Consider the following 26,495-nt stretch of genomic DNA (forward strand, 5'->3'; position numbering starts at 1 on the left):
AAATTTGACAAATCCAAGTTATTTCTATAATATTTCATATATGAATATCGTATATGAAATGGGGTTAGGATGAAAATTCCACCTAAACCACACCTCGAAAAATTCCGAGAATGCCTAAAAGAAATACCATTACAAAATTTATCCCAAGCCACTAGGTGGCGTTATGCAAACGGTGATTTACCAAAGGGCATCTTATGGCTACTAAATCATCCCCAGCTACTCCGTGCCTTGGCCGACGATGCTGAACGCAACCAAATCTCAGAACCCACTATACCATCCTACTAGCCTTGATGGTATTTGTGACAACGTGTTTCAATCCCTGTTTAAGGATTTGAGGGTGCGATGCTTCACACAATTTTAACTGCCATCATAGCAGGCCTTGCCTGTGCAGTGTTGATGATTGCCATTCATGCATTGCTTTGGCATCGCCACTGGCGGCTGTCACGGCCACAAGCCTATATCGTTGGCACAGCCTGCATTGGGGTTGCGCTCACCATCTGGGCGCTCTTACTCAACCAACCAGCAACGATTATCGGTTTTTGGGCAATTGCTGGCTTAGCTGGCTCGGCTGATTTAGTAGCTTGGTGGATTCGGTCGCGCTTACAACGAATCGAAACTGAGGCCGAGGCTGCGGGTTTTGTCCGTGGCCAAATTGTTGGGTTGGATGACGATGGGCAAAACTAAGCAAGACGAACTGATAGGCCTAGTCGAAGATGCAACCGCACTAAACAACGAAATAGGCGATGCGCATAAGCAAATAGCCCTGCGCAATAGCGGCATGAGCCGTGAAGCGCTCGATGAACTTAAGCACGCCGAGCAGAGCCGGCGCAAGCAACAAGGCGTGTTGCACATTATTCGCCAAATGGTGGCGAAGCGGGCAACCGATTCTTCTGATCATGGAAAGTAGGCGTTGTATGGCACCACAATCTGATCGTATTCAGGTGCGCTGGCGCAACGGGTGGACTGCGATCCCCCATACCATCCTGCGTGATTCGCGATTATCGCGCAGTGCGAGGTTACTCTGGGGCATTCTTGCATCGTATGCAGGAAACGAAGAAGCTGCATGGCCCCAACAAAAAGACCTGGCCCAGGCATGTGCTGAAGGAGACACAATACCTCATATTCGCACAATTCAGCGCTGGCTTAAGGAGCTTGAAACCCATGGCTGGTTGGCCTCAATTCAAACCCGCCATGGCAATATTTATGAACTCTTTGAATCCCAGCAACGCGACACCCGTGTCGAAGAGGCGACACCAGTGTCGTGTCAGACACGACATCAGGATCGCGTCAGAGGCGACACCAGTGTCGTGTCAGAGGCGACACCAGTGTCGCATGGTTTAATTAACAAGAATCAATTAATAAGAAATAATAATACTACTCCTGCTACGCAGCAAAAAAATAACTACCACACAGAAACCTATCGGATACTTCGGGATCGGCAAGTTTGGACTGCCAAGAAACATGCCCATGAACCGCTTGAAATAATTCAAGCCTATCTTGACCATGTTGGGCCAAACTACCCCGCCGCCCAAATTGCCATTGACCTCAAGGCAGGCGTTCACCATCGCCTGGCTAATCCTGAGCCAGCAGCTGCACCACCAACTGAACCAACCAACGATGATCGGCGGCCTGCATGGATTGGGGCCGAGCAATGGCAAGGCCTGACCTCAAATCAACGTGATGCCTTGCAATATGCCCAACTGATTGATGGCCGAATTCAGGCCCAATACGACGATTGGACTGACATGATCTACAAGCGCTGGGGGCCATTGGCCAACCGCCTTGTTGAGGCTGCGGGGAGGACGCAATGACCAACATTTGGGAACGTGAAGAAACGATCACCTGTGAGCGCTGCCAAGATAGTGGCGTGCTCGGCTATCGCTATAGCGATGATAAAACCCGCAAGGCGATTGAGTATATTCTTTGCGACTGTCGCAAACCAACGGCATCAAGCCATCATGGTGATTTGACTTTGGTTGGTAATAAAACCTTTGAAACCTTTGTGAGTTTGCCACAGGTAGCCTCGCTGGCGCAGGCATGCTTGGATTATGCCAGTGACCCCAAAGGCTGGCTATTACTTTCGGGTCCATATGGCTGTGGCAAAAGTCATTTGGCCGCTGCGATTGCCCATGCCGTCGTTGCCAGCGGCAAAAGCGCCATGTTTTTCGTAGTGCCTGATTTGTTCGATGCCTTACGCGAAACCTTCGATGGCCAACAAGGCGAATCGTTTCAACAACGATTTGATCGAATTCGCAATGTTCCGCTGCTCGTGCTCGACGATGCGGGCACAGAACACTTGACCAGCTGGGCCAAGGAAAAACACTTTCAGTTGGTGAATCATCGCTACAACCGTGAATTACCAACCGTGTTTACCACCAACGAAGATATGAAGCGCTTTGATGGGCGCATTGCCAGCCGATTGGCCGATGTTGCACTGGTTGAGCACTTGGACTTCACGGGCATAGCCGATTATCGCCGGCTAAACTTAGCCAAGCGACGAGGTAAGGCCGCATGAATCGCATGAATAAACACCTCGTTCGTAAAGTATGGGCAGCTGTTACCAAAAGCCCACAAGCTTCAATTCAAGAGTTGGCTACGGCTGTTGGCATTCCATACGGCCCATGCCGCCGTTCCCTGATTGATCTCAAACGCCGTGGCTATATTGATTTTCCTGATAACACTGTCCGCGCCCGAACAATTCTTATTCCATTATGGGAAGGTCGCAATGCAAGCACTATCAACACCCATTGAACGAGGCCAAGCCGATGGGCAACGTGAAACCGTTGTCCAAGCCTTTGCAGCCTTGTTGGTTGCATTGATGCTTGACAAAGACCAAGAAGCGGATCAATCATCTACACAACCGCCTCAATCGAAAGCAGCGTAGAAGGGATTATTCATGCGAGCCGTTATCTATACGCGGGTTTCAACCCGTGAACAAGCTGAAAACAGCAGCCTTGCAAGCCAAGAGCGTGATTGTCAGGCCCATGCCCAACGCCATGGTTGGCACGTTGTGCAGGTCTATCAAGATGCTGGCAAGAGTGGCCGCAATGCTGATCGTCCCGCGTTTATGCAGCTTCGTGCAGATGCCGCTCAGAAACCACGATGCTTTGATGTTGTCTTAGTTTGGAAGCTCGACCGCTGCGCTCGTAATACCTCGCTCCAGCTGCGGGTGGTTGATGAATTCCACGCGCTGGGGATTCAACTCATTTCAATTACCGAGCCGATTGAAATGGATACCGCCGCTGGCCGTTTCAATCTCACCATGTTGGGGGCTGGGGCCGAACTGTATAGCCGGCTAACAGGGGAACGGGTAGCACGCGCCCGCCGTGCAGCTGCGGAATCAGGCAAGCTACCTGGCCCAGTGCCAACTGGCTACCAACGCAATGCGCAAGGCGTGCTTGTTCCTTCAGCAGATGCCGAACATCAACGCATGCTGTTTACGCTCTATGCTACAGGTTTGTATAGCTTCACCACTATCGCCGATACCATGAATCAACGGGGGGCGCGCGTTTGGAATACCCAGCAAGGGCGCTATGTTCCCTACACCAAAGATAACGTTGCATCGATGCTGCGCAACCAAGCCTATATTGGCAAAGTGAGCTATAAAGGCCAAATCTATGCTGGCCAACACGAAGCGCTGATTGATCAGAAAACATGGGACGCAGTACAAGCCTTGCTTGATCGGCGCGGCCAAAAGCGCGGTTGGACACCCGTGAGCCAAGGCCGTGGGCTACTCAGTGAAATTTTATATTGTGAGCACTGTGGCAGCCGCATGTGGCAACACTACAAGCGCACAACCAACGTTGTCTATTATGAGTGCAGCCAACACCGCTACAACCAATGCCCAATGGCCATGGTACGCAACGATGTAATTGATCAGCATATGATTGCCGTGCTCGATGCCTTGGCATTTCCCAGCGATTGGAAGCGCGACATTCTTCGGGTTGCTCAGCAACAATGGGCCGCACGCCAACAACCAGCACCCGAAGCACCCAACGTTGAAGCCGAGCTTGCCGCACTCAAGCGCCTGTTTCTCAATGACCAAATTCGGGCTGATGAATATGAGCAGCGCAAATCAGCGTTGTTGGCCCAATCACAAACACCACGCCAAAAGCCAGCTGCATCCTTTAATATGGAGCAGGCCTTCGATTTATTGGAATCAATTAGTTGGACATTTAAGCAGAAGGGGGCCTTAGCTGAGAAGCGCGTAGCCTTACAATCACTCATTGCAGCCGTTTGGGGCACAAAAAAAGGGATTGTCGCCTACCAGCCACGAGAACCATTTCTAGAACTCGTAGCAAGTTTGCAACAATCCCGCTTGGTGAGCCGGGTGGGGATCGAACCCACGACCAGCGGATTAAAAGTCCGATGCTCTACCACTGAGCTACCGGCCCAACGCGTGAGAGTATAGCACAGCCTGAATAAAATTGCAAATGACAAGGTTCACAAACTTTTTCAGGCAATGAATAGCAATGCGGCGCTACTTTTGGGTAGCGCCGCATTCGGTTTATTGATAACGGGAAAGGGGTTCGGTGGTTGCTCCAACGCGGGATAGCACGTCGTGGTCGGGGCTGCCCCATTCGCTAAAGCCAACTTCGTCGGCTGAAACATTTAGGGCTTGCGCTGCAATAAAATCGGCCAAATAGGGCGCAATCCGACCTTCACGAACGCCTTCATCCAAAGTAGAGATCAACTCAACAGTACCCATTGTTCCTCCTTATACTGGTTGCTTTTTTGCCGTCATCAACCTGCTCGCTCGCTCCGACTTAGATCAACTCGATTGCCAAGGCGACGGCTTCGCCGCCTCCCAAACAAAGGGTTGCCAGGCCACGCTTGCCGCCACGCTCTTGCAGTGCATACACCAAGGTCGTCAAAACCCGAGCACCGCTTGCACCAATTGGGTGACCCAAGGCAACCGCGCCACCATTGACGTTCAAGCGATCCCAATCAATATTGAGATCTTGGCCGTTGGCCACAGCTTGAGCAGCAAAGGCTTCGTTGAATTCATATAAATCATAATCGGCCAAGCTGGTGTTGGTTACTTCAAGCAAACGCCGCACAGCAAAGGCTGGCGCAGTGAAGATTTCCAAGGGCTTCACGCCTGCTTGGGCATAGCCAAGGATGCGCGCTAACGGCTTAGCACCCAATTGCTGGGCTTTTGCCATACTTGCCACCACCAAGGCCGAAGCGCCGTCGGTAATTCCAGGCGCATTGCCAGCGGTCACACTGCCATCAGCTTTGAAGGCTGGCTTGAGTTTGGCCAAGGCTTCAACCGTGCTATCAGCGCGCACTGGCTCGTCGGTATCAAAAATCGTTGTGCCTTTGCGGCTCTTCAGCTCGACTGGCACAATTTCGTTTTTGAACGAGCCACGAGCAATCGCGGCGGCAGCTTTGCGATGTGAATTGTAGGCAAATTCATCTTGCATCTCGCGGCTCACGCCACAAGCATCAGCCACCCATTCTGCTGAGTTGCCCATGTGATGATGCTCAACCGCACACCACAAGCCATCATGCACAACTGAATCTTGAATTTCGCCATTGCCAAGCCGATAGCCAAAGCGTGCTTGGGGCAACAAATAGGGCGCTCGTGACATGTTTTCCATGCCACCAGCCACAATCAATTCAGCATCGCCAGCTTTGATCATGCTCGCAGCCAGCATCACGGCCTTCAAGCCAGAACCACACACTTTATTGATCGTCAGGGCACTGACACTATCGGGCACGCCTGCACCCAAAGCAGCTTGGCGCGCTGGAGCTTGACCAAGCCCGGCCCCAACGACATTGCCCATAATCACTTCATCAACAACATCACCATTGATCCCTGCTCGCTCCAATGCGGCCTTAATTGCGATCGCACCGAGTTGAGGCGCAGTTAAATCAGCCAGACTCCCGCCAAACTTGCCAATTGGCGTGCGGGCAGCACTCAACAACACCGGTTCGCGCTCGTTGCTCATGGGGCCATACTCCTTGTTTTGAACTAGCTAAAAGCCAGCAGCGCCTTTGCCACTGGCTTATCTATTCAAGCTTTCAACGTTATCTTACCATAAAGCGAAGGCGCAATCTAGGCAAATTTTTATCCGTCCAGCCCAACGCACCAACGCTCAACTACGTCGCGACAGCGCCGCCCAATTCGCGCACGCAAATTAAATAATGCTCCAGCAGCCAAGCCCTCGGTTTCAGCCAAGGCCGAAATATTGGTTTGCTCAAACAAGAGTTCATGCCAAATCCGCTGCGCCACCGCATACAACGGATCATCATGCATACTCACTACCACATGCGAAATCTCACGCTTCAATTGGCGCACTGCAACCAGATCATCAACTGCTGGATCGGGCGCAACGAGCATATCTTCAAGCAGAAAATCTTGATTCTGCTGTGCTTGGCTTAAATAGTACACCTGTTGGGCCGCAGCAGACGCTTGCTGACGATTAAAGCCAGCCCCACCACGCTTTAATGCGTTGGTCGAGCGTCGCCATTGCAAGACGGCGCGCCATGTCACCTGATAAATATAGGTGCTCAAGCGCGCTTCAAAGCGAAATTGGCTCAGTTTTTGGGTCAAATCAGCATAGGCACAGAGATCAGGCGACCGCTCATCAAGATACAAGGCATCAACCCCGAAGACATGGATTTGCTTCAAACAATGATTAATCTGTTGATAGAGCTGATCGAGGGCTTCATCATGCTGCGGATGCTGCGGATCAAGCGCACGCTGAACAATTGGGTAATCATGCCAAAGATTGATGGTGATTTCGCTCAGTTTCGTTGGCTTGCTCACAGCATTTTGCTGGCTATAATCGGCAACTAATTTGGCCAAATCAGTCTGTTCTTCAGCAGTTAAATTCCAGCCTTGCTCCACGCCAACTACTGCCACAAGATCCATATACCATGCGTGCGTTTCCATTCTGGCCTCCACCATTGAATAGCTGGTCATTCTCCATTGACACAGCTACACCTTAGCGAAGGCCATGCGACAGCGATGCGACATTTTTTTGCTTAAATCGTTGTCGCAAGCCATAAAAAAACAGCGCCAACCGCAATGGTTAGCGCTGTTCGCATACTCAACAATTCAATTTAGAAGCCGTATTCGCGCCAGCGTTTGGTCACGCGATCAACAATCGTTTTGGTCATGCGAATATCTTGCGGCCATTCACGTGGGAAGCGATCAATATCTTGGCGCTTGCGCGTCGCATCAATCCCCATTTTGTGGCCATAGGCAAAGTGGTCGGCTGAGTGATCAAGCGCATCAAGCGGCCCTTCAACAATCACTGTATCGCGCTGCGGATCAACATTCGATGTGACATGGAATAAAACTTGGTTCATATCCTGCACATCAATATCATCATCGACCACGATAATAAATTTGGTCAACGACATCAGCATCAAGCCCCAAAGCCCATACATCACTTTGCGCACTTGGCCAGGATATTTTTTCTTAATACTCACCACCAGCAGATTATGGAACGTGCCTTCTGCTGGCATATTCACATCAATCACCTCGGGCACGACCAATTGCATCAATGGCAAGAACAAGCGCTCAGTCGCCTTGCCCAACCAATAATCTTCTTGTGGTGGATAACCAACAATCGTGGTGGGATATATCGCATCTTTGCGCATGGTGATTGCGGTCAAATGCATCACGGGATATTGATCAGCCAGCGAATAGTAGCCAGTATGATCGCCGAATGGCCCTTCAAGCCGACTTTCGCTGGGGTCAACGTAGCCTTCGAGAATAATTTCGGCGTTGGCTGGCACTTCGAGATCGATCGTTTTACACTTGACCATCTCAACTCGTTCGCGGCGCAACCACCCAGCCAACATAATTTCGTCGATGCCTGGGGGCAAGGGCGCAGAGCCAGAGTAGATCGTGGCATAATCGCCGCCAATCGCGACCGCAACTGGCAATTTCACTCCACCTTTGCGCAGCGCTTCGCGTTGATGTTCGGTGCCGCCTTTGTGAATTTGCCAGTGCATACCGACAGTTTTTTCGTCGTACACTTGCACCCGATACATACCCACATTGCGAATCCCTTTGACCGGATCACGCGAGATCACGGTGGTTAAGGTCACATAGCGGCCACCATCATCAGGCCAGCATTTAAGAATTGGCAACTTATTCAAATCAATTTGATCGCCAGTCCAAACAATATCTTGGCAAGGAGCGCTGGCGACCGTTTTAGGCCGATAGCGCACAATTTCGGAAAGCTCGCTGACCTTTTTGAGCTTATCAAAAACACCATCGGGCACTTCAGGCTTGACGACGCTGGCCAAGCGGGCGCGCAAATCGTCGAGCTTTTCTAAGCCCAAGGCCCAAGCCATGCGTTGCTCCGTGCCAACCCCATTAATCAAGACTGGCAAATCCGAGCCAATCACATTTTCAAATAATAATGCGACATTACCTTGACCTTGCTTCATTTTTGAAACGCGGTCGGTAATTTCGGTAATTTCAAGGTCGGAAGAAACTGGCGTTTTGATCCGTTTCAATTCGCCGCGTTTTTCCAAAAATGCGATCCATTCGCGTAAATCGGCGAAGGTTGCAGGTATTTTTGCAGCCACAATAACGCTCCATTGCAGATGATTTGTTCAATCTTTGTGCATTGTATCACGATTTATCGTCGATCAGCAGGCGTTAGGGGGAGCTTTAGCGCCAAGAGATGCCCAAAGCAATTGGCGACTATTTAGCCATAAAGCAATCAAGAGCGCCTATGGTATAGTAGCGGTTAGTGTTTAACCAGCCCTGATTAAACAGCGCTCCATTTGGCGTAACCCAGCACAAATTTATAGGCGCAGTATTGCGCATTTCACTGAGGGATTATGAAACGAGTAGTGCCTACCCAATCCATTCACATCACGATACCCTATCTCATTCTTGGGTTGATTCTGTTGATCCAAGCCATCGCAATCTATCTGTTTAATGATGGAAAACTCGTCTACAATCTTGATGACCCGTATATTCATCTTTCCTTAGCCCGCAATATTGCCCATGGCCATTATGGCATCAACCTGATTGAGCCATCAGCCCCATCGTCGAGCATTCTCTGGCCCTTTATCCTCGCCATCTTTGCCCGATTGCCCTTGTTTGAATATATGCCCTTACTGCTTAATATTGGGTTCGGCGTAGCCATTCTTTATTTTCTGCATAAAATCGTCACCTTAATCTTCCATGATCGGCTGAACCCCGCGACAAAAGCCTTTTTAATCTCCGTCTTAGGCATCGTCGCCAGTATCAGTCCCTTAGTGTGGTCGGGCATGGAGCATCTGCTCCAGATTCTGTTAGCCGTGATCATTCTTTACCATCTCCTAGAGTTAGAAATCAACAACACCCTCAATCGCTGGTTGTTGGTTGCGGTGATCATGAATGGCTTCGTTCGCTATGAAAGCCTCGCCATCTCGATTCCGGTGTTACTCTTTATCTTTCTGAAGGGCCATCGCCGGGCAGCACTGCTTGGCCTTGTGCTGACGCTTGTGCCGATAGCCGCATTTTCGTATTTTCTGCATCGCCTTGGTTTAGGCTATCTGCCAACCTCAGTCATTATTAAAGGTGCGCAATTTTCCGATAAAACATCGTTTGAAATTCTGCTCAAGAATTTAGGCTATGCGACGAACGCAAAAACATGGTATTTTTTGCTTGTTATAATGGCTTTCCTGCTCGTGGGATTACGGCAAAAAACACATATCTATTTTAGATTAACAGTTTCATTATCAATCCTTTTACAGGCACTTTTCGGTACATTTTTAAGTTCATATTACCGCTATGAATCATATATGATTATTTATGCACTGCTTGCTTGGATATTTTTATATAAAGAAATTATTGTAAATGCACTGAATAATTTCAGAAAATATCTACTTAGTGTAGTAGTAATAGCAATCTTTTTCAATTATTTTAATCATATCATTTATATATTTTACACACCAATGATGTCTCATAGTATTTATAGTCAACAATATCAGATGGCACTATTTGGCAGTAAGTACTACAATAAAAATATTGGAGTCAATGATCTTGGACTTGTTTCCTATATGGATAATGATTACACATTAGATCTCTTTGGCTTATCCAATATTGAAGTTATTGATTATCGTAAAACAAGAGCATCTGATTGGATGAACACAATAGCAGATAAATATAATGTTGATTTGATTATGATTTATGACGAATGGTTTACTAATCATCGTCCTAATAATTGGAATAAAATCGGTGAACTTAGGACAAATCTACTCGTTGGTGCAACTGCGCTAGATGAAGTTGATTTTTATGTCCGAAACTCAAGCAATGTTGGCGAAGTGCGCCAATTACTGAAACAATTCAGCCAAACACTGCCCGCAAATACAGAGTTTGTGTTTGAGCCAGAATAACTGGGTTGAGCTTTCAGATTATTGAGCGCTGATCATCAATCTGTCTTCGCTTACTCACGCCCAAGTCCATACTATCGAAGTACCAGTTTGTAAGCGCAGTATTGCGCATGGAAATGAGGGATTATGAAACGAGTACTGCCCACCCAATCAATCCATACCGCCATTCCCTATCTGCTTCTTGGCCTGATTCTGTTGATCCAAGGCATCGCAATCTATCTGTTTAATGATGGAAAACTGGTCTACAATCTTGATGACCCCTATATTCATCTTTCTTTAGCCCGCAATATTGCCCATGGCCATTATGGCATCAACCTGATTGAGCCATCAGCCCCATCATCCAGTATTCTGTGGCCCTTTATCCTCGCCATCTTTGCCCGATTGCCCTTGTTTGAATATATGCCATTAATCTTAAATATAGTCTTTGGCGGCGGAATTCTGTACTTTGTCCATAAAACCATCAATTTAATCTTCCAAAACACACTGAGCATAGCTAAAAAAACATTTTTCATTTCATTATTTATTATTATTGGTTCGATAACTCCTTTAATATGGTCGGGCATGGAGCATTTACTCCAGATCCTGTTAGCAGTGATCATTCTGTACCATCTCTTAGATTTAGAAATCAACAACAGGTTCAATCGATCGTTGCTGGTTGCCGTGATCATCAATGCCCTAGTTCGCTATGAAAACCTCGCAATTTGTATTCCAGTCCTGCTTTTTATTTATCTTAAGGGCCATCGTCAGGCAGCACTCATCAGCCTCGTATTGACAATCGCACCATTAGTAGCCTTTTCATATTTTCTCCACCGCATTGGTTTAGGCTATCTACCAACCTCAGTCATTATTAAGGGTGCTCATTTTTCAAATCAAACTTCAATTGAGGTATTCTTTTTCAATATTTGGATTTCGATGCAATCAAAAACATGGTATTTTTTAGTGGGCGTAGTAATTTTACTGGCCCTCAAATTACGTCAAAAAACCCATAATTTATTTATACTTATAGTTATTTCATCTATAGTACTCCAATTATTACTTGGAACGAATTTTGGATTATATTATCGTTACGAGACATACATAATTGTATATGCTATCCTTGCGTTTTTATATTTATATAAGGAAAATATCCCTAATTTAATCAACAGTACCAGAAAATACTTAATGGTATCAATCGCATTAATATCATTTATTGGTGTATATTTCAATTATATGTATGACATTATTTATACTCCAATGATGAGTAGTAGCATTTATCTACAACAATATCAAATGGCGATTTTTACCAGTAAATATTACAATAAAAATGTTGGAGTCAATGATCTTGGATTGGTAGCCTACATGAACAATAATTATACCCTAGATTTATTTGGCTTATCGAATATCGATGTCATTGACTATCGTAAGAATCAAATTCCAGGTTGGATGAATATCATGTCAGATCGATATAATGTTGATTTAATTATGATTTATAACGAATGGTTTGTAAAGTATCGACCTAGTGAATGGATTAAGATAGGTGAGCTTCGGCTTAATTTACGAATTTCTTCAGCAGCACATAAAGATGTTGATTTCTATGTACGTAATCCGGATAATATTGAAGCAGCTCGTGAAATAATCAATCAATTTAGACAAACTCTGCCAAAGAATGCAGAATTTATTTTTACGCAAGAATAGGTTCCAAGAGCTTGAGCGCAAACTAGAGAACGTATTTTCAGTGGAGGACTTTGGCCATAGCAGGCCATGCGGTCTATGATATAGTAGCGCTCAGTCATGACTGAGCGCTACTTCATGGAGCATTGTCGCGCAACTACCTTGTACATAGACTGAGGGACTATGAAACGCAGACTAAACATCCAATCAATCCACAGTGCCATACCTTATCTGATACTTGGACTTATCCTGTTGATCCAAGGCGTGGCGATTTATAGCTTGAATGCTGGGAAATTCATTTATATTCTTGACGATCCCTATATTCATCTAAGTTTAGCGCGTAATATCGCGCATGGTCATTATGGTATCAACCTGATTGAGCCATCAGCGCCATCGTCCAGTATTCTCTGGCCATTTCTCTTAGCATTATTTGCACCTTTACCATTTTTCGAATTCACGCCTTTGATCCTTAACCTTGGCTTTGGGCTAGCAACATTATTTTTTATTCGTAAAATAATCGATTTAATTTTCCAAAATACCCTGAGTTCTGCAAAGAAAACCTTTTTTGTCGCCCTATTCATCGTTATTTGCAACATGACTCCACTGATATGGTCGGGGATGGAGCATATTCTGCAAGTATTGCTAACCGTTATCATTCTGTACCAAATCCTCGATTTACAAATTAATCAAAAATTAAATAAATCGCTGATTATGATGCTTGTGCTGCTTTCCTTAGTGCGGTACGAAAGCCTTGCCATTTCAATCCCCATCCTGTTATTGCTCTATTTCAAGGGCTATCGTAAGCTAGCTGCGATTGGTTTAATCATCATAATTTCACTTTTAGCCGCTTTTTCCTACTTCATACATAGCCTTGGGCTAGATTATTTACCAACTTCAGTCCTTATCAAAAGGTCTCTCTTTTCAAATAGAAATTCAATCGATATTTTCTTTCGAACTATTTTGATTTCAATGCAATCACGTACATGGTTTATCTTATTAGGAATGGTGATATTAATTACGTTAAAACTACGCCAGAAAATACATACTTCATTTATCTATATAACTGCATTATCTATAACATTTTATTTATTATTTGGAACAACTCTTGGATTATTTTATCGTTACGAAACCTTTATAATTACGTATGCATTTACCGTATTTATGTATTTATACAGAGAATTTATTATAAATGCAGTTAGTAGCATCAGAAAATATTTATTTACATCTATTTTTATTTCACTTCTATTTTTTATATATTTAGATTACGCCCATCCCATAATTTACACACCAAAATTTTCTAGTAGTATTTATCTTCAGCAATATCAAATGGCACTATTCACTAATAAATATAATAAAAATGTTGGAGTTAATGATATTGGATTAGTTTCATTTATGAATAATAACTATACATTAGATTTATTTGGATTATCCACTATTGATGTGATTGATTATCGCAAAGCGCGAACTCCAGGCTGGATGAATCAATTATCCGAGCAATATGATGCTAATCTGATTATGATTTATGATGAATGGTTTACAGATTTTATTCCAAATGATTGGATTAAGCTTGGGCAGCTTAAGTTAGATCTGCCGGTTGCCATAGTTGCCGCTAAAGAGGTTAGTTTTTATGTGCGCAACCCAGCTATGGCTGAAGAAGTTCGCCAATTGCTGGAGCAATTTAGCCAAACCTTACCAGAGCATGCGGAATTTCGCTTTACTCAAGAATAGGCGCTGCGACTGGTATAATCGGATTTTCAACTCGATCTATGGAGCAGCCCATGAGTGAATTACGTGGCTTTTCGTTAAGCCAAGAAGAATTATTTGTTTGTTTGATTGTGGCCGATTTGCCCTTGCCGCTAGGCTTTGATGATTTAGCCAACCAAGTTTTTGGCGAGCTACCTGAGCAATATCAAAACTATGTGCTTGGCACTGCCGAACGCAGCCTGATCGCCCATGGCATGTTGGAATTAACTGACGACCAGCCAGTTTTAGAGCCAATGGTAGCCGAATGGTTGAATATTATCAGCCAACCAAGCCAAACGTGGGTCATTTTGCATCAGCCTGCTGGCCAAAAACAACAAGCAAATTACATTCATCATGCCAACAATCAGTATCTCTTTCACCGTGGTCAAGGCGGCATTCACCAAGTGATTGCGCTGCCCCAAGCCCGCGAGATTGTGCAAGCAGCGCTGGATATTATTGAGCCGCTTGAGCTTGAGGTTGGCGCAACATTAGAGGGAACCCTGAGCGAAACAGTCTTTCGGAGCATTGCCAGCACCCGCACAATCAAACGCGAAGAGGTGGTTGCGCAACTGAAAACTGGTGGTTTAGCGCCCAACGTCGCCGAGGCATTTGGCCAAACGTTCGAACAATTGCGCTCAATCAGCGCCTTGGCACTCTTGAAAAACAAACCAGAAACGAGTGTGCAACAAGCCTTTACCCTGGTTTGTGGCGAGCAACAACAATGGTTGCTTGTGCCCGAAGCAGAAGGCCAGTTGTATGTGCGCAATCTCGATCTGACAGCGCTCGTGCAAGTACTGCACAATTTTGCTCACCCTCAATAAGCCACGAAAATGCCCCTTGAGATCAATCAAGGGGCATGCTGTTTTTAGCGAGTCAGCGTCCACAACCCTTCACCAGTGCGCAAGTTTGCCATCCGTAAACCATCGCCGGTTTGGATTAATAGGGCATTGCCGCTACGGGTTAACGTCGGCAATTGGCCAATAAACATCTCTTGCTGAAACGACCAACCAACGGTGCCATCGGCGCGTTTGAGCAACTGCACCCGCACTAAATCGTCAATTTCTTGGTCGAGCCAGCCAAAAACAATGCCTTCACCTGGCACAATCACCCCTTGAATGGGGTTGTTGCCACTCCAATCACTCGCCGTACCAAGATCATCGAGCCGCCACAGCAATTCGGCAGTTTTGGCATTGATTGCCAACATACTGACGGTATTCGTGCCCCGCTGTTTAACAGCAGCAATATACAAAACCTCTGCATCAAAGCCAATTGGATGCAGCTCATAATCGCTTAAGCTATAGGTCACAACTTGATGCTCAGGCGTAATGATCGCAACTTGTTCACCAGCACCAAATGCCAACATATCCCCGCTGCTTGCTAACCTGCGGTCGCTGCTCCTGAAACTATCGGCAAAATCCCCAGCCAGCTCGACACTCCAGCGCTGCTGTTGATCAAGCCCAATTGCCGCCAGCTGTGCCGGATCGCTATCGCTGCGCAAGCGCAAAATACCAGTGTTGGTTTGCGGGTCGGCCATCCATTCGATGTGCTCAGTCCAATCTTGATTTAATTGGATTGCTTGGCGTTGCTCGCCAGTTTGCAGCGCAAAGCAGATGATATATTCCAAGCCTGATTCCGCATCGCGCTCGGTGCCACATAATTCATCGCCAAACTTGGCTAAAGCCCGCGCATAACGATCAGCCAAGGTTTTTTGCCAGCGCTGCGTACCACTCGCTAATTCAAAGGCGGTCAAAATATTATCGTAGGTCTGAACCACAATTAAATCGCTACTAATAAAGAGCATTGGTGGGTACAGTTGAATCCGATCCGACAAGCGAGTTTGCCAAGCAAGCGTACCATCTTTGGCATTAAACAGCCGTAAATCACGTTCTTTGACCACCGCGATATACTGCTCAAGCGCCACCAAATCATAGGATTCGCTGCCAAGCTCCGTTTGCCACACCGCCTTGCCATCAGCGCCATCGATCAATGCCATCGAATAGATACTTTTGCTGGTTGTTTGCACCAGCACTTCGTTGCGTTCATCGCCATTGCGATCATAGGCCAATTGAGTTGAATGATAGAGCACCGAGCCAGTGATGGTTGCTTGTTCGACCTCTACAGGCTTGCCAATCCCTACCGTCGTTCCTTGTACGGTTCGAATCGGTGTCTTTGCTGAATCAAGCGATTTAGTCGCCAAGAAATAAATCCCGCCACCAATCGCAGCAAACAAGATCAATAAAACCAGAATTACCGGCAAACACGAAGAACGATCTTGGCGATAGGGTGCCATATTACTATTCCATTGTTGCGACATTTGAGGCTCCTTCGGCACACAAGCATTCAACAGAGATAAGAGCGTTGCCAGTACGCCGCCAATTCAAACGTCTGTTACAGCTTAACTGGTTGGCTGACATGCTGCTGCAACCAATCAATCACTGCATCTTTATTACGTTCGCGATTGGCTAAACGCTCCCAATAGGTGAAAAAATGGTCACGGAATGAATGGGCAATCGTGCGATCGTGAATAATGATATTGACGTTTTCGCGGCCATCTTCGGTATCAGCAACCTGCCATGATTCTAAAATCAAGGTTTGGCGGCCTTCAACTTTCCAAGCTACGGGAAAATAGGCAGGGTCAATCGCATCAACAATCGCCAGTTGATAATTTGGATACACCTGCAAGAGCCAAATCACATGGCGCAACCACGCCAAAGCCTCGGCCAAAGTCAATTGGCTTTGCGGCTGATCACGCAGCCAATCGTCGGCAGGTAGCTCGCCATGGCTCAATAAACGCAAAATTGCTGTTTTTGTAACAATATGACGCGCCTCATGTTGACGATCTTGCAAAAATTGCTCAAATAAATGCACCCGTTGGCGATGATGATCCAATAATTGTTGACACCACAGCTCCAGATGGGTTTGTTCTTGCAACGACCGTACCAAGGGCGCTTGCAAAATCCGTTGAATACAAGCGCTGCGAATCGCAATTGGCATCGATTGAAAACTAAGCCCTTCTTTTAACAACAATTGTGCGCCATCCTCGGCCTCAAATTGCAACGCCAAGGCCTTAAAATCCAACGATCGTTCTGGATAGACCGCCAACAAGGGTTGGGTTTGCGAACGCATCGTGGTTGCAAATTGGCTCATTAATTGATAATGCGGACTATCAGGCGCAAAGAAAAAGCCACTATCAACATGTTTGGATTGGCGGCTGCCAAACAGCCATAACGCCCCTTGGCCAGGCACAATAATCACATCGGCTGGCGCGCCAGGCAAAACATGATTGGGGAAAAGATAGGGCTGATATTTGCCGCGATACCCCAGCATCGAAAGCATACGCGCAATCAACTCAAAGCGATGTTGGTTTTCAATCCGCAAGCGCCAAAGATGCACCACATTCCAGCCAGCATGCAGGGCTTGGCGCAAAGCAGCGCGCCAAGGAACTGCCAATTCTGGAAAAACCGTCAACGGATCGTGTTCGCTTTGAAAGGTCACGACGATTTCGGCTCCTGGCCATGGGCTTTGTTTGGCGGCAGCAGTAACCATGGCGATGGCCTGCAAAAGAATCGATTGCACACCTTCAAGCACCGCGCCTTTATTGGCAACTGGCAGCAAACTGGGGTCGATTTTTGGTGGCTCAGGCATCAAGCCTGCTTGGGCAGTGCTAAGCACTTGGCTAATGGCTTGTTCGGCGCTGGCGGCCAAACTCCCCTCATCAATACCTAAGGCTCGCTCGTAAGCGTGCAAAAATGCAGTCGTTGGCTTGGAAACCCCAGTTTCGACGGCAGAAATATAGCCTTTGGTATAGCCAACCAGCCCGACCATCTCGGTTAGTGAAATCCCACGTTCTTCGCGGAGTAGACGAAGGTACGACGTACCTTGCTTGGATTTGCGTCCCACAGGCAGTACCTCGGTAAACCTCACATGGATGAGCTGTCCAGCAGGTTCACAATTGATAGGTTGATGATTGGCAACGACGGTGTTGAGGTGTGCGCCTTCGCGCTTCTCCGGCGGTCTTATTGCTTGAGCCACGTCATAAAAAGGCCGTAATCATCAAACAATCTAACAAACAATCTAGTTGATTCAAACAATTTCGTCAATTATAGTAGCGTATATGTAAGTGTTAATAAGTTTTTACTTTCGAGCAGATAGGGCTGACATAGCTTTGGCTCGCTAACACTACAGCGTATGGTCTGTGCATAAGGAGCTATCATGGAACGATCTGGACGCTGGACAATTCGTCGGGTACGGGCTGCAGTCATTACAACGGTGTTGAGCACATCAGTATTGTTGGGCGGCTATGCTGCCTCAGCCAAAGACAACAAAAAAGTCGAAGTCTATCCGCTCCCTGTTGTTGATGAAAAGCAACCAAGTTCCGATCAATTGCCTCCACCAGATAAGATTGTTGGTGGCTCAGCAGCTACCGCTGGTGAATTCCCTTGGCAAGCGCGAGTAGCGCGCAATAACAGCCTGCATTGTGGTGGTTCGTTGATTGCACCACAATGGGTTTTGACTGCTGCCCACTGTGTACAAGGCTTTTCAGTCTCATCGTTGAGCGTCGTGATGGGCGACCACAACTGGACGAGCAACGAAGGCACTGAACAAAGCCGCACAATTGCCCAAGCGATTGTTCACCCAAGCTACAACGCATCGACCTACGATAACGACATTGCCTTGTTGAAACTCAGCAGCGCCGTGACCCTCAACAGCCGGGTTGCCGTGATTCCTTTCGCAACCACTGTCGACAATGCTTTGTACAATGCTGGCGTTGTTTCAACAGTCACTGGTTGGGGCGCATTGAGCCAAAATGGTTCATCACCAAGCGTCTTGTACAAAGTGCAAGTGCCAGTCGTTTCAACCGCAACCTGTAATGCCTCAAACGCCTACAATGGCGATATTACCGGCAACATGGTTTGTGCTGGCTACGCAGCTGGTGGCAAAGACTCATGCCAAGGCGATAGCGGTGGGCCATTCGTCGCCCAAAGCAGCGGCACTTGGAAATTGACCGGGATCGTCAGCTGGGGCGAAGGTTGTGCTCAGCCAAACAAATATGGCGTGTACACCAAAGTTGCCAACTACACCAGCTGGATCAACGGCTACGTTGGCGCTGTAACCCCAACCAGCACGCCAGTTCCTGGCACCCCAGTTCCAACCAGCACGCCAATTCCTGGTACCCCAGTTCCAGGTGGCAGCTTGCAAAATGGTGGCTTCGAAAGCAGCGCTAACTGGGTTCAATCACCAAGCGGCATCATTGCAACCAACCGCCCACGCAGCGGCTCCTACAGCGCGTGGCTTGGTGGCTACAACAGCGGCAACGATAGCATTTATCAAACCGTAACCGTGCCAGCCAACGGCGTACTTAGCTACTACTGGTATATGAGCACTCAAGAAAGTGGCAGCACCGCTTACGACCGCTTGTATGTTCGCCTCTACAACAGCAGCGGTAGCTTGATTACCACCTTGCGCACATGGAGCAATGCAAGCACGAAGAACGCTTGGAGCTTCGATAGCGTGAGCTTGGCCTCCTACGCTGGCCAAACCGTGCGCGTCCAATTCGTGGGCACGACCGACAGCAGCTTGATCACCTCGTTCTTCGTGGACGATGTAAATCTGCAATAAGCCCAACGATTGACCATAGTTCCATCACAGGCCCCAGTCTACATCAGTAGATTGGGGCTTTTGTTATGCTTAATTGTTTGTTATGCTTAAGTTGATGAGCGTATGCTTGTTGGTTGCGTAGCAGCCAAGCAATTGCCTTTTTGGCTTATCACTGTGGAACGCCAGGTTCGAATCCTGACTCGTTACACGCTTATCCATCTATTGTACCTGTAATTGGCCCTGCAAAGCTACGGGCTTTCCGCCAATTGCAGCCCATGGTGCGGCGTGTAACATCGTTTTGAAAGCGAGAGAGTATGGAAACCGTTGCGATTGGATTCATTATAGTCATCATTATCACGATCGTTGTAGCCCGTTTATTTCCTGTCACCACAATTTATGAGCATGAACGGGGCTTGCTCTACAATCATGGCAAATTTCAAGCGCTGCTTGAGCCAGGCAGCCACCGCTTCGTGCGCAATCAGTATCATATTACCAAGCTCGATGTGCGCCCAAGTTCGCTGAGCGTGAGTGGCCAAGAAATGTTGAGCGCCGATTTGATTAGCGTTAAGTTCAATCTAGTCGCCACTCTGCACATCAATCAGCCTGAGCGTTGGCTGCATAGCCATACCAGCGCCCAAACGGTAGTTTATAACGATTTACAGATTGCGTTGCGTGATGTTGTGGCGAAGTATACACTCGATCAATTATTGGCTGATCGCAGCTCAATCGCGCCTCAAATTCTTGAGCTAGTACAACCAAAAGCCAACGAGCTTGGGGCAAGCATTCAAAATATCCAAATCAAAGATTTTACCCTGCCTGCCGAGCTAAAACGTGCCGCTTTGCAACAAGCCAAAGTTCAACGCGAAACCGCCGCAGCTCTAGAACAAGCCCGTGGCGAGCAAGCAGTGCTACGCAGTTTGGCCAATGCTTCGCGCATGCTCGATCGCAATCCAGCGCTGATGAATTTGCGGGTCTTGCAAGCCCTCGATAGCAACAAGAGCAATACGATTGTGCTGCATGTGCATCAATCAAACAATGATCAAACAATCGATAGTGGATTTAGCCAACCTGAAGTTTAGGAAAGAGCGATGCGTGGTTTAACCCTCGGCAAATTTGCCCCGTTGCACAAAGGCCATCAATTGATGATTGAAACTGCGCTCAGCGAAGTGGCTGAGCTGCAGATTATCATTTACGATAGCCCCGAACAAACCAACATACCCTTATCAGTGCGGAGTGCTTGGCTGCGCCAGCTGTATCCTCAGGCCCATGTGATTGAGGCCTGGGATGGGCCAAGCGCAATTGGCAACACCCCTGAAATTCAAAAGCTCCACGAAGATTATGTCATCAAGCAGCTTGGCATCAGCAATATCAGCCATTTTTATTCGAGCGAATTTTATGGTACGCATATGAGCCAAGCGCTTGGGGCAATCAATCGTCAAGTTGATGCAGCGCGCAGCCAAGTGCCAATCTCAGCCACCAAAATTCGCAGCGATCCCTATCGCTACCGCGAGTTTTTACACCCGCTGGTTTATCGCGATTTGATTATGAAGGTCGTGCTGCTTGGCGCGCCATCGACGGGCAAAACCACGCTTACTGCGGCCTTGGCCGAGCGCTTCAACACCCAATGGATGCCAGAATATGGCCGCGAATATTGGGAGCAACACCAGAGCAATCGGCGGCTCACGCCACAACAATTGGTCGAAATTGCCGAAGGCCATTTGGCCCGCGAAGAAGAACGTTTATTAGCAAGCAACCAGTATCTATTTGTTGATACCAATGCGTTAACCACCTACCATTTTGGCCTGAGCTACCATGGCATGGCCGAGCCACGCTTGGCCCAATTGGCCGACCAAGCCCAACAACGCTACGATTTGGTGCTGGTGTGCGATACCGATATTCCCTACGACGATACATGGGATCGCTCGGGCGAAGTCCACCGCACGATCTTCCAAAAACAACTGCTGGCCGAATTGCATACCCGCCGCCAACCCTATTATTTGATTCAGGGCACGCTCGAACAGCGCATCGCCCAAGTACAAAGCTTAGTACAACGCCACCAACTGTTTCAGAATCTTTTAGCCAACCCAAGTTGAGGTGTTTATGGATCTTGCGAGCTTCTTTGATATAAACACGATTGCGTTCACGCTGTTTGACTACCACATGAGCTACCTTGAATTGGTTGGCACAATTTTCAATTTGTGGTCGGTTTGGCTGGTTGGGCGGGGCAAGGTCAGCAATTGGCCAATTGGCTTAATCGGGGTAGTGTTTTTTTTCGTGCTGTTCTACCAACTTCGGCTGTATGCAGATACCTTTGAGCAAGTTTATTATTTTTTCACTGGGATTTACGGCTGGTGGCACTGGTCGCGGCCAGCCGATCAGTCAGCAATCAAACCGCGTTATAGCTCACGCAACGATAATTTGCTCGCGCTGGGAATTACCGTGGTTGGCACATTAGTATTGGCTTGGATCATCGGCAATATTGATCAATGGCTGCCACAATATTTTCCTGAGCCAGCCAGCTATGTGCTAATTGATTCGTTGACAACGGTTATGAGCTTCACGGCCACGATTTTAATGGCCCAACGCCGGATTGAATGTTGGTATTATTGGATCACGGTCGATGTAATTGCAATTTGGCTGTATGCAGTTAAAGGCACGCTGTTAGTGGCATTGCTGTATGGCATCTTTTTGGTGTTGGCTAGCAATGGCTGGCGCTTATGGCGCAAAACAGCTTAAACAAAAAGAGCACCCTTGGGTGCTCTTTTTTGAGTGGCGACTCCGGGGCGAGTCGAACGCCCGACCTTTTCCTCCGCAGGGAAACGCTCTATCCACTGAGCTACGGAGTCGCATTAGATTTTGCAGGGACAGTTATGGAACACACCCTGCATTAAATAAAAAAAGCACATTTGCGTGCTGCCAAGTTGGTGGCGGGAAGGGTGGGATTCGAACCCACGAAGGTTTTTACACCTTGCCGCATTTCGAGGGCGGTACATTCAACCGGACTCTGCCACCTTCCCTAGTGGGGTTTTGATTGTAAAAAGAGTGGCGACTCCGGGGCGAGTCGAACGCCCGACCTTTTCCTCCGCAGGGAAACGCTCTATCCACTGAGCTACGGAGTCGCATTCGTTTTGCGTTGCGTTTCAGCAACGTTTGAGAGTATAGCACAGCTCTTTCTATTTTGCAAGTTTAGCGCTTGCCTACGAGCAAACCCTAGATTATGCAGCTTGCAGGGTTTGCTCGTAGGCGTTTAATGAATAAGGTTCTAGTTCAAAGGCGTGAGCACAAAGGTATTATTAAACAGCGCATTGCCCTCACTTACAGCCAAGCCTAAATACCCATTATTATACAAAGCTGCTCGCTGGCTTATACAAGTTTGGCCATCGAGGGCAACCTTAATTTCATGATATGCATCATTAAATGTGACGTTTAGTTTATAGACCACATCTTTCTGAATTGGCAGTTTACAACTGGCTAAGGGTCAGTCCGAGGACAATCACAAGTACAGAACTCATACTCTTCATCATAGTCTCTCCATGAGCAATGAGCCATCTACGCTCATATCAAGAGGCTCATCCGTGTAATGTAGCCGCTTCAAGAATTACCTCTAACAAACTACGCCTACCGATACGAAGCTAGCACCTAAAAGTTGTTATAAACCAGTATAGGCTAGACTTTTACAAAGATTGTTGCTTGTAACGCTGGTGTAACACGCGTGTGGCATAGTGCGTGTGAGCGAAGATATTAACCCAAATCAAGGAGTATGAGCAATGTATCATGTTCCCAACAATCCCAACCTTCAATCAGCGTTCGCAACGATTTTGGATGCATGTATTCAGCGCGGGCCAGGCCTCGGTGTAAGCATCGGCGCAATCTACGGCTCGTATCTCGGCGTAGCGCGGGGATTTATCGTCGGCAGTTTGGTTGGTGGCATCGTTGGGATTGTTGGGAGCATGATGTTGGCCACTATGATTTATGCTTGGCAGCAGCTATTTCCAACAACCAACCAGCGCCACTACTCGTTGCTGTGGTTTGCCCCATTGATGATCGTCATTGGCTACCTCTTGATCAGTTATGGCCTGCTTGGTGAGCAGCTTGGGCTTAATCATTATCTCTACGATCTTATGTTAAATAGCATGCAAAATACCCGCCTCAGTAGGCTGGTTGTTTGGCCAAGTGTAATCATCAGCGCCAGTACCTTCTTTGGCTTACCTATCATCCTCAGCAACATTCAAATTTCAGTGCCTTAGCCGTTGTAAGCAGCATAACAACAGCATGGATTTAGCCGTTTTAAGTTAAGGAATAGCCGAGATGAATCAAACATCTGTGCAGCAAATTGCCCAAGCGCGCTGGGGGTTAATTTTGAAAGAATGTATTCAGTGCGGGATTAAGTGGGGCGCAATTCTAGGGGCGATCTATGGCTTATTTACGGGCTTATTTTTTGGGCTAATCATTGGGCCGCTGATTGGCATGAGCACCGGCTTGATTGGTGGAATTATGCTCGCTTTGATGATTTATGCTTGGCGCAAATGGCTGCAACCAGCCACGTTGAGCGAGCAAGCAATTCGTTGGCTTGCTCCATTGCCAATCGGCTTCAGCTATCTTGTGGTTTGCTATCAAATTAGCGATGCATACCAAGGTTTTAGAGCATACATCAACGATTTATTGATGAATATCATGCATTTTCAGTTCTTAAGTATTTTTGTAACCTGGTCATTGCTTATTATGAGCGTGACGCTCATTATCGTAATTCCAAGCATTCTACACGAAACTCAGGCTTATTAAAAGGTGCAATCTACAATATTTAATCTGTCATTACACGAAGATTCAGCATTAATTGAGCGAGGAGCATTTATGGATCAAGTTTCAGCTAAACCCAAAACTCCTATCCGTTTTATAACTATACTTAGCCAATGTCTCGAATATGGTGCGGGCTTAGGCCTGATTCTTGGCGGTTTGTATGGAATAGTGGTTGGACTGATGGTCGATCTGCTCCTTGGATTGATCTTTGGGGCAATTTTTGGACTCATCATAGGGATGTTTGCTGGCTCAATTAGCGGATTACTGTTAGCAATCGAAATTTACTGCTGGCGCAGATGGCTCAGTCCACGCAATCTAGGCGAACAAAATCTTTATTGGCTGGCTCCCAGTAGCATTAGCTTGAGCTATTTTGGCCTTTGGTACAAGGTATTGCTGAATGATGATCATTATCAGCAGCAGCCATTGGCAGGGTTATTGGAAGTTGAGACCCTCTGCTATGCGATTGGGCCAAGTTTAATAATTGGAATGACGATTCGGCTTATCCTGCCCAAGCTTCTGGATTCCCAACCTGCTTCAGCAGCCAAGAGTAAGCCCTTGTAACAAGCTTGTAACATGCACTTGGCATACTTGCTTATGAGCGAAGAATCTGCTTTACTAAGGGAGTATGCCAGATGGACTACCAGCAGCGCGAGGCAAACCCGCAACCCAGTTTAGGCGAGTTAATCGACGAATGTTTTAAGGTTTGGGTGTCGTTGTAGGCGGCATTTATGGTTTTACCCTTGGCCTACTCGCTGATTTTGCGGTCGCCTTAGTAACGACGGTTATTGGGGTATTCTATGGGGCAGCGATGGGCTTGATTGGCAGCCCGATTGTTGCAATCATCATTCACAACTGGCGCAAAAAGTTTGCTTCAGCGTTTATCAGCAATTTTGGGCTATGGCTGATAACGCCAATCACATTAAGTAGCCTGCATAGCCTCAGTTGGTATCCTTTTTTTGCAGCCAACCATTCGATCAAAGCCTATTTTGCTGCATTTATGGGCATTGGCAACAATTTAAGTTTCCTACATATCTATATTGTTTACCCAAATTGGCTGCTCGTTTTGTTTATGCTATTGGCCTTCCCAGCGGTTTTAAGTCGCTTAGATGAACTTTAATCAAGGAGAGATGATGCTTCATTCAACCACAGCTCCGTATCCCAAGCCGAATTTCTGGACGATTAGCAAATTCAGTTTAGGCTTTGGCCTTGCAATTGGTTGCCTTGCAGGCGCGGCTTATGGCCTGTGCATTAGTTTAGTTGGCATTAGCCATCCAGCATTTTTGGCGGCGGCAGCCTTGGCGATGGGCTTTGGGGCAATTTTTGGCTTGGGCTTGGGCCTGGCTGAGAGCGTAATCTTAACCGTGGGCATTTATAGCTGGCGGCGCTGGCTCGACCCCCAACAACGAGCCGAAAAATGGTTGCTGTGGTTGTTGCCAGCCGTCATCATCGGGTTGATGCTTGGCGTACGTTGGCTGATGCTTCGCGCTGATCCTAGCGATACTGCTTTGTGGCCATTGATTTTGCACCCAATTGCAATTGGCATTAGCGGCGTGTTAGTGCGCTTGGTATTGCCAAATTTACTCAACGAAACCACCAGCGAATATGTGTAAAAGCTGTGAGAAATGTTGCTGTTTGAGAGGATATAATGCAAGAGCCTGAGTATTATGTGCCGCATAATCAAGCAAAAACGACCTTTGGGATAAAAATCTTATGCTTTTTCAATGTTGCTAGCGTTGGGTTATTTGGCTACGGACTGATTAATTTGATAACCTGTAATACTAGTATCTGCGGTTTTGCGAGTTTGATCGGCTTATTCATCCCCAGCCTAATTAGTTCAATTGTACTCTTGTTGCTTGGAATTTATCGTTTCAACAAAACGCCAAAACCATTACGTTGGATAACGCTTGGGTTGCCGTTAATTCCGATGCTTGGGGTATATCTTGCGCCATTCTTGGGCTAAATTGGTTTGATTTTTGTAATTGAACAGGATTTGTATGCCCCAACCCAAATATCATGTTCCAGAAATCCCTAAACAATCCCGATTAGGCGTAATTATCCTAGCTATATTAGATATATTGAACACAGGCTTCTTTGGCCTTGTATATTTTTCGATTATCGTTGGAGCATGTGGCGTTGATCGTGAAGCCGTTTGTCGCGGCATGCTAGCACTAGCACTAGTCATAAGTGGCATATTTTCAATAATATTATTGGTGATTGGCTTTATATTAATTAAGCAAACATCAATATTGCTGCGGTGGATAACGCTTGTTTTGCCATGCTTAACTGTTTTGAGCTTCATCATTCTTTGGTTTATATGGTCATAACTTGTTTTTTAGCAGCATAGCCAATATCTC

Annotated in this window: 26 protein-coding genes, 4 tRNA genes and 1 pseudogene; 21 read left to right on the plus strand and 10 right to left on the minus strand. The window is 46.9% G+C overall.

Annotated features, from left to right (window positions below):
* The first annotated feature begins 342 nt into the window (after positions 1 to 342).
* From JOD20_RS11805 to JOD20_RS27005, 7 genes and pseudogenes are all read left to right on the plus strand, one after another.
* Complete coding sequence (locus JOD20_RS11805) at positions 343 to 684, plus strand: hypothetical protein (protein ID WP_204755459.1); 342 nt, start codon at positions 343 to 345, stop codon at positions 682 to 684.
* Entirely contained in the window at positions 671 to 907 is a 237-nt protein-coding gene (locus JOD20_RS11810; protein ID WP_164689212.1) for a hypothetical protein, read from the plus strand. The genes JOD20_RS11805 and JOD20_RS11810 overlap by 14 nt, the downstream gene beginning before the upstream one ends.
* 7 nt (positions 908 to 914) lie before the next feature.
* Positions 915 to 1,811, plus strand: coding sequence for a helix-turn-helix domain-containing protein (locus JOD20_RS11815; RefSeq protein ID WP_204755460.1), 897 nt, complete (start codon positions 915 to 917; stop codon positions 1,809 to 1,811).
* Positions 1,808 to 2,515, plus strand: a complete 708-nt coding sequence (locus JOD20_RS11820; protein WP_204755461.1) for an ATP-binding protein — start codon at positions 1,808 to 1,810, stop codon at positions 2,513 to 2,515. The genes JOD20_RS11815 and JOD20_RS11820 overlap by 4 nt, the downstream gene beginning before the upstream one ends.
* A 5-nt stretch (positions 2,516 to 2,520) precedes the next feature.
* Complete coding sequence (locus JOD20_RS27000) at positions 2,521 to 2,751, plus strand: winged helix-turn-helix domain-containing protein (protein WP_420828950.1); 231 nt, start codon at positions 2,521 to 2,523, stop codon at positions 2,749 to 2,751.
* Entirely contained in the window at positions 2,726 to 2,884 is a 159-nt protein-coding gene (locus JOD20_RS11830; protein ID WP_204755568.1) for a hypothetical protein, read from the plus strand. Before JOD20_RS27000 ends, JOD20_RS11830 begins: the two co-directional genes overlap by 26 nt.
* A 12-nt stretch (positions 2,885 to 2,896) precedes the next feature.
* A pseudogene (locus JOD20_RS27005) lies at positions 2,897 to 3,886 on the plus strand (recombinase family protein); the annotation flags it as partial.
* A gap of 433 nt (positions 3,887 to 4,319) precedes the next feature.
* On the opposite strand, the gene JOD20_RS11845 reads toward JOD20_RS27005, so the two are convergent.
* The 5 genes from JOD20_RS11845 to JOD20_RS11865 all read right to left on the minus strand — a co-directional run bounded on the left by JOD20_RS11845 (position 4,320) and on the right by JOD20_RS11865 (position 8,553).
* Positions 4,320 to 4,394, minus strand: a tRNA-Lys gene (locus JOD20_RS11845).
* Positions 4,395 to 4,507: 113 nt separating this feature from the next.
* Entirely contained in the window at positions 4,508 to 4,708 is a 201-nt protein-coding gene (locus JOD20_RS11850) for a hypothetical protein (protein ID WP_204755462.1), read from the minus strand.
* A 58-nt stretch (positions 4,709 to 4,766) separates the two neighbouring features.
* Positions 4,767 to 5,954 carry a thiolase family protein gene (locus tag JOD20_RS11855; protein ID WP_204755463.1) on the minus strand — a complete coding sequence of 396 codons (1,188 nt, stop codon included), beginning with the start codon at positions 5,952 to 5,954 and terminating at the stop codon, positions 4,767 to 4,769.
* Between the two features lie 119 nt (positions 5,955 to 6,073).
* The gene (locus JOD20_RS11860; RefSeq protein WP_204755464.1) at positions 6,074 to 6,901 is read right to left on the minus strand and encodes a hypothetical protein; all 828 of its coding nucleotides are present in this window, start codon (positions 6,899 to 6,901) and stop codon (positions 6,074 to 6,076) included.
* Positions 6,902 to 7,071: 170 nt separating this feature from the next.
* The gene (locus JOD20_RS11865) at positions 7,072 to 8,553 is read right to left on the minus strand and encodes a menaquinone biosynthesis decarboxylase (protein WP_204755465.1); all 1,482 of its coding nucleotides are present in this window, start codon (positions 8,551 to 8,553) and stop codon (positions 7,072 to 7,074) included.
* A gap of 258 nt (positions 8,554 to 8,811) precedes the next feature.
* Between JOD20_RS11865 and JOD20_RS11870 the strand changes: the two genes are divergently transcribed.
* The 4 genes from JOD20_RS11870 to JOD20_RS11885 all read left to right on the plus strand — a co-directional run bounded on the left by JOD20_RS11870 (position 8,812) and on the right by JOD20_RS11885 (position 14,567).
* Positions 8,812 to 10,356 carry a hypothetical protein gene (locus JOD20_RS11870; protein WP_204755466.1) on the plus strand — a complete coding sequence of 515 codons (1,545 nt, stop codon included), beginning with the start codon at positions 8,812 to 8,814 and terminating at the stop codon, positions 10,354 to 10,356.
* A gap of 123 nt (positions 10,357 to 10,479) precedes the next feature.
* Positions 10,480 to 12,027, plus strand: a complete 1,548-nt coding sequence (locus tag JOD20_RS11875) for a hypothetical protein (RefSeq protein WP_204755467.1) — start codon at positions 10,480 to 10,482, stop codon at positions 12,025 to 12,027.
* A gap of 159 nt (positions 12,028 to 12,186) precedes the next feature.
* Entirely contained in the window at positions 12,187 to 13,731 is a 1,545-nt protein-coding gene (locus JOD20_RS11880; RefSeq protein ID WP_204755468.1) for a hypothetical protein, read from the plus strand.
* A gap of 50 nt (positions 13,732 to 13,781) precedes the next feature.
* Positions 13,782 to 14,567 (plus strand): hypothetical protein, encoded by a 786-nt coding sequence (locus JOD20_RS11885; protein WP_204755469.1) that lies wholly within the window; start codon positions 13,782 to 13,784, stop codon positions 14,565 to 14,567.
* A gap of 44 nt (positions 14,568 to 14,611) precedes the next feature.
* On the opposite strand, the gene JOD20_RS11890 is transcribed toward JOD20_RS11885, so the two are convergent.
* A complete protein-coding gene (locus tag JOD20_RS11890; protein ID WP_204755470.1) occupies positions 14,612 to 16,060 on the minus strand; it encodes an outer membrane protein assembly factor BamB family protein in 1,449 nt (482 codons plus the stop codon).
* 74 nt (positions 16,061 to 16,134) lie between these two features.
* The gene (locus JOD20_RS11895) at positions 16,135 to 17,646 is read right to left on the minus strand and encodes a helix-turn-helix domain-containing protein (protein ID WP_204755471.1); all 1,512 of its coding nucleotides are present in this window, start codon (positions 17,644 to 17,646) and stop codon (positions 16,135 to 16,137) included.
* A 312-nt stretch (positions 17,647 to 17,958) separates the two neighbouring features.
* On the opposite strand from JOD20_RS11895, the gene JOD20_RS11900 reads away from it, so the two are divergent.
* The 4 genes from JOD20_RS11900 (at position 17,959) to pnuC (ending at position 22,080) form a co-directional block, all read left to right on the plus strand.
* Positions 17,959 to 19,365, plus strand: a complete 1,407-nt coding sequence (locus JOD20_RS11900) for a DUF1986 domain-containing protein (protein ID WP_204755472.1) — start codon at positions 17,959 to 17,961, stop codon at positions 19,363 to 19,365.
* A gap of 293 nt (positions 19,366 to 19,658) precedes the next feature.
* Complete coding sequence (locus JOD20_RS11905; protein ID WP_204755473.1) at positions 19,659 to 20,423, plus strand: slipin family protein; 765 nt, start codon at positions 19,659 to 19,661, stop codon at positions 20,421 to 20,423.
* A 9-nt stretch (positions 20,424 to 20,432) separates the two neighbouring features.
* Entirely contained in the window at positions 20,433 to 21,437 is a 1,005-nt protein-coding gene (locus JOD20_RS11910) for an AAA family ATPase (protein WP_204755474.1), read from the plus strand.
* A 7-nt stretch (positions 21,438 to 21,444) separates the two neighbouring features.
* Entirely contained in the window at positions 21,445 to 22,080 is a 636-nt protein-coding gene (pnuC, locus tag JOD20_RS11915) for a nicotinamide riboside transporter PnuC (protein WP_204755475.1), read from the plus strand.
* A 34-nt stretch (positions 22,081 to 22,114) separates the two neighbouring features.
* Here the strand turns inward: pnuC and JOD20_RS11920 are convergent.
* The 3 genes from JOD20_RS11920 to JOD20_RS11930 form a co-directional block, all read right to left on the minus strand.
* Positions 22,115 to 22,190, minus strand: a tRNA-Arg gene (locus JOD20_RS11920).
* A gap of 79 nt (positions 22,191 to 22,269) precedes the next feature.
* Positions 22,270 to 22,361 (minus strand) — tRNA-Ser (locus JOD20_RS11925).
* A 26-nt stretch (positions 22,362 to 22,387) separates the two neighbouring features.
* Positions 22,388 to 22,463 (minus strand) — tRNA-Arg (locus tag JOD20_RS11930).
* A 648-nt stretch (positions 22,464 to 23,111) separates the two neighbouring features.
* On the opposite strand from JOD20_RS11930, the gene JOD20_RS11935 reads away from it, so the two are divergent.
* From JOD20_RS11935 to JOD20_RS11960, 6 genes are all read left to right on the plus strand, one after another.
* The gene (locus JOD20_RS11935) at positions 23,112 to 23,591 is read left to right on the plus strand and encodes a hypothetical protein (protein WP_204755476.1); all 480 of its coding nucleotides are present in this window, start codon (positions 23,112 to 23,114) and stop codon (positions 23,589 to 23,591) included.
* A gap of 61 nt (positions 23,592 to 23,652) precedes the next feature.
* Positions 23,653 to 24,126 carry a hypothetical protein gene (locus tag JOD20_RS11940; protein WP_204755477.1) on the plus strand — a complete coding sequence of 158 codons (474 nt, stop codon included), beginning with the start codon at positions 23,653 to 23,655 and terminating at the stop codon, positions 24,124 to 24,126.
* Between the two features lie 69 nt (positions 24,127 to 24,195).
* Entirely contained in the window at positions 24,196 to 24,702 is a 507-nt protein-coding gene (locus tag JOD20_RS11945) for a hypothetical protein (protein WP_204755478.1), read from the plus strand.
* Between the two features lie 142 nt (positions 24,703 to 24,844).
* Positions 24,845 to 25,258 carry a hypothetical protein gene (locus JOD20_RS11950; RefSeq protein WP_204755479.1) on the plus strand — a complete coding sequence of 138 codons (414 nt, stop codon included), beginning with the start codon at positions 24,845 to 24,847 and terminating at the stop codon, positions 25,256 to 25,258.
* A gap of 10 nt (positions 25,259 to 25,268) precedes the next feature.
* Positions 25,269 to 25,751, plus strand: coding sequence for a hypothetical protein (locus JOD20_RS11955; protein ID WP_204755480.1), 483 nt, complete (start codon positions 25,269 to 25,271; stop codon positions 25,749 to 25,751).
* 35 nt (positions 25,752 to 25,786) lie between these two features.
* Positions 25,787 to 26,101 carry a hypothetical protein gene (locus tag JOD20_RS11960; RefSeq protein WP_204755481.1) on the plus strand — a complete coding sequence of 105 codons (315 nt, stop codon included), beginning with the start codon at positions 25,787 to 25,789 and terminating at the stop codon, positions 26,099 to 26,101.
* The last annotated feature ends 394 nt before the right edge of the window (positions 26,102 to 26,495 follow it).

Origin of the sequence: Herpetosiphon giganteus (genome assembly GCF_016907925.1) — a bacterium.
Lineage (GTDB): Bacteria > Chloroflexota > Chloroflexia > Chloroflexales > Herpetosiphonaceae > Herpetosiphon > Herpetosiphon giganteus.

What these genes read in the sequence shown, in the direction of transcription:
- JOD20_RS11815 (WP_204755460.1), top strand. Translation starts at nt 915, where the DNA reads ATGGCACCACAATCTGATCGTATTCAGGTGCGCTGGCGCAACGGGTGG.
- JOD20_RS27000 (WP_420828950.1), top strand. Translation starts at nt 2,521, where the DNA reads ATGAATAAACACCTCGTTCGTAAAGTATGGGCAGCTGTTACCAAAAGC.
- JOD20_RS11940 (WP_204755477.1), top strand. Translation starts at nt 23,653, where the DNA reads ATGAATCAAACATCTGTGCAGCAAATTGCCCAAGCGCGCTGGGGGTTA.
- JOD20_RS11850 (WP_204755462.1), bottom strand. Translation starts at nt 4,708, where the DNA reads ATGGGTACTGTTGAGTTGATCTCTACTTTGGATGAAGGCGTTCGTGAA.
- JOD20_RS11885 (WP_204755469.1), top strand. Translation starts at nt 13,782, where the DNA reads ATGAGTGAATTACGTGGCTTTTCGTTAAGCCAAGAAGAATTATTTGTT.
- JOD20_RS11875 (WP_204755467.1), top strand. Translation starts at nt 10,480, where the DNA reads ATGAAACGAGTACTGCCCACCCAATCAATCCATACCGCCATTCCCTAT.
- JOD20_RS11935 (WP_204755476.1), top strand. Translation starts at nt 23,112, where the DNA reads ATGTATCATGTTCCCAACAATCCCAACCTTCAATCAGCGTTCGCAACG.
- JOD20_RS11910 (WP_204755474.1), top strand. Translation starts at nt 20,433, where the DNA reads ATGCGTGGTTTAACCCTCGGCAAATTTGCCCCGTTGCACAAAGGCCAT.
- JOD20_RS11860 (WP_204755464.1), bottom strand. Translation starts at nt 6,901, where the DNA reads ATGGAAACGCACGCATGGTATATGGATCTTGTGGCAGTAGTTGGCGTG.
- JOD20_RS11900 (WP_204755472.1), top strand. Translation starts at nt 17,959, where the DNA reads ATGGAACGATCTGGACGCTGGACAATTCGTCGGGTACGGGCTGCAGTC.
- JOD20_RS11890 (WP_204755470.1), bottom strand. Translation starts at nt 16,060, where the DNA reads ATGTCGCAACAATGGAATAGTAATATGGCACCCTATCGCCAAGATCGT.
- JOD20_RS11870 (WP_204755466.1), top strand. Translation starts at nt 8,812, where the DNA reads ATGAAACGAGTAGTGCCTACCCAATCCATTCACATCACGATACCCTAT.
- JOD20_RS11880 (WP_204755468.1), top strand. Translation starts at nt 12,187, where the DNA reads ATGAAACGCAGACTAAACATCCAATCAATCCACAGTGCCATACCTTAT.
- JOD20_RS11820 (WP_204755461.1), top strand. Translation starts at nt 1,808, where the DNA reads ATGACCAACATTTGGGAACGTGAAGAAACGATCACCTGTGAGCGCTGC.
- JOD20_RS11855 (WP_204755463.1), bottom strand. Translation starts at nt 5,954, where the DNA reads ATGAGCAACGAGCGCGAACCGGTGTTGTTGAGTGCTGCCCGCACGCCA.
- JOD20_RS11810 (WP_164689212.1), top strand. Translation starts at nt 671, where the DNA reads ATGGGCAAAACTAAGCAAGACGAACTGATAGGCCTAGTCGAAGATGCA.
- JOD20_RS11905 (WP_204755473.1), top strand. Translation starts at nt 19,659, where the DNA reads ATGGAAACCGTTGCGATTGGATTCATTATAGTCATCATTATCACGATC.
- pnuC (WP_204755475.1), top strand. Translation starts at nt 21,445, where the DNA reads ATGGATCTTGCGAGCTTCTTTGATATAAACACGATTGCGTTCACGCTG.
- JOD20_RS11830 (WP_204755568.1), top strand. Translation starts at nt 2,726, where the DNA reads ATGCAAGCACTATCAACACCCATTGAACGAGGCCAAGCCGATGGGCAA.
- JOD20_RS11960 (WP_204755481.1), top strand. Translation starts at nt 25,787, where the DNA reads ATGCAAGAGCCTGAGTATTATGTGCCGCATAATCAAGCAAAAACGACC.
- JOD20_RS11805 (WP_204755459.1), top strand. Translation starts at nt 343, where the DNA reads ATGCTTCACACAATTTTAACTGCCATCATAGCAGGCCTTGCCTGTGCA.
- JOD20_RS11955 (WP_204755480.1), top strand. Translation starts at nt 25,269, where the DNA reads ATGATGCTTCATTCAACCACAGCTCCGTATCCCAAGCCGAATTTCTGG.
- JOD20_RS11945 (WP_204755478.1), top strand. Translation starts at nt 24,196, where the DNA reads ATGGATCAAGTTTCAGCTAAACCCAAAACTCCTATCCGTTTTATAACT.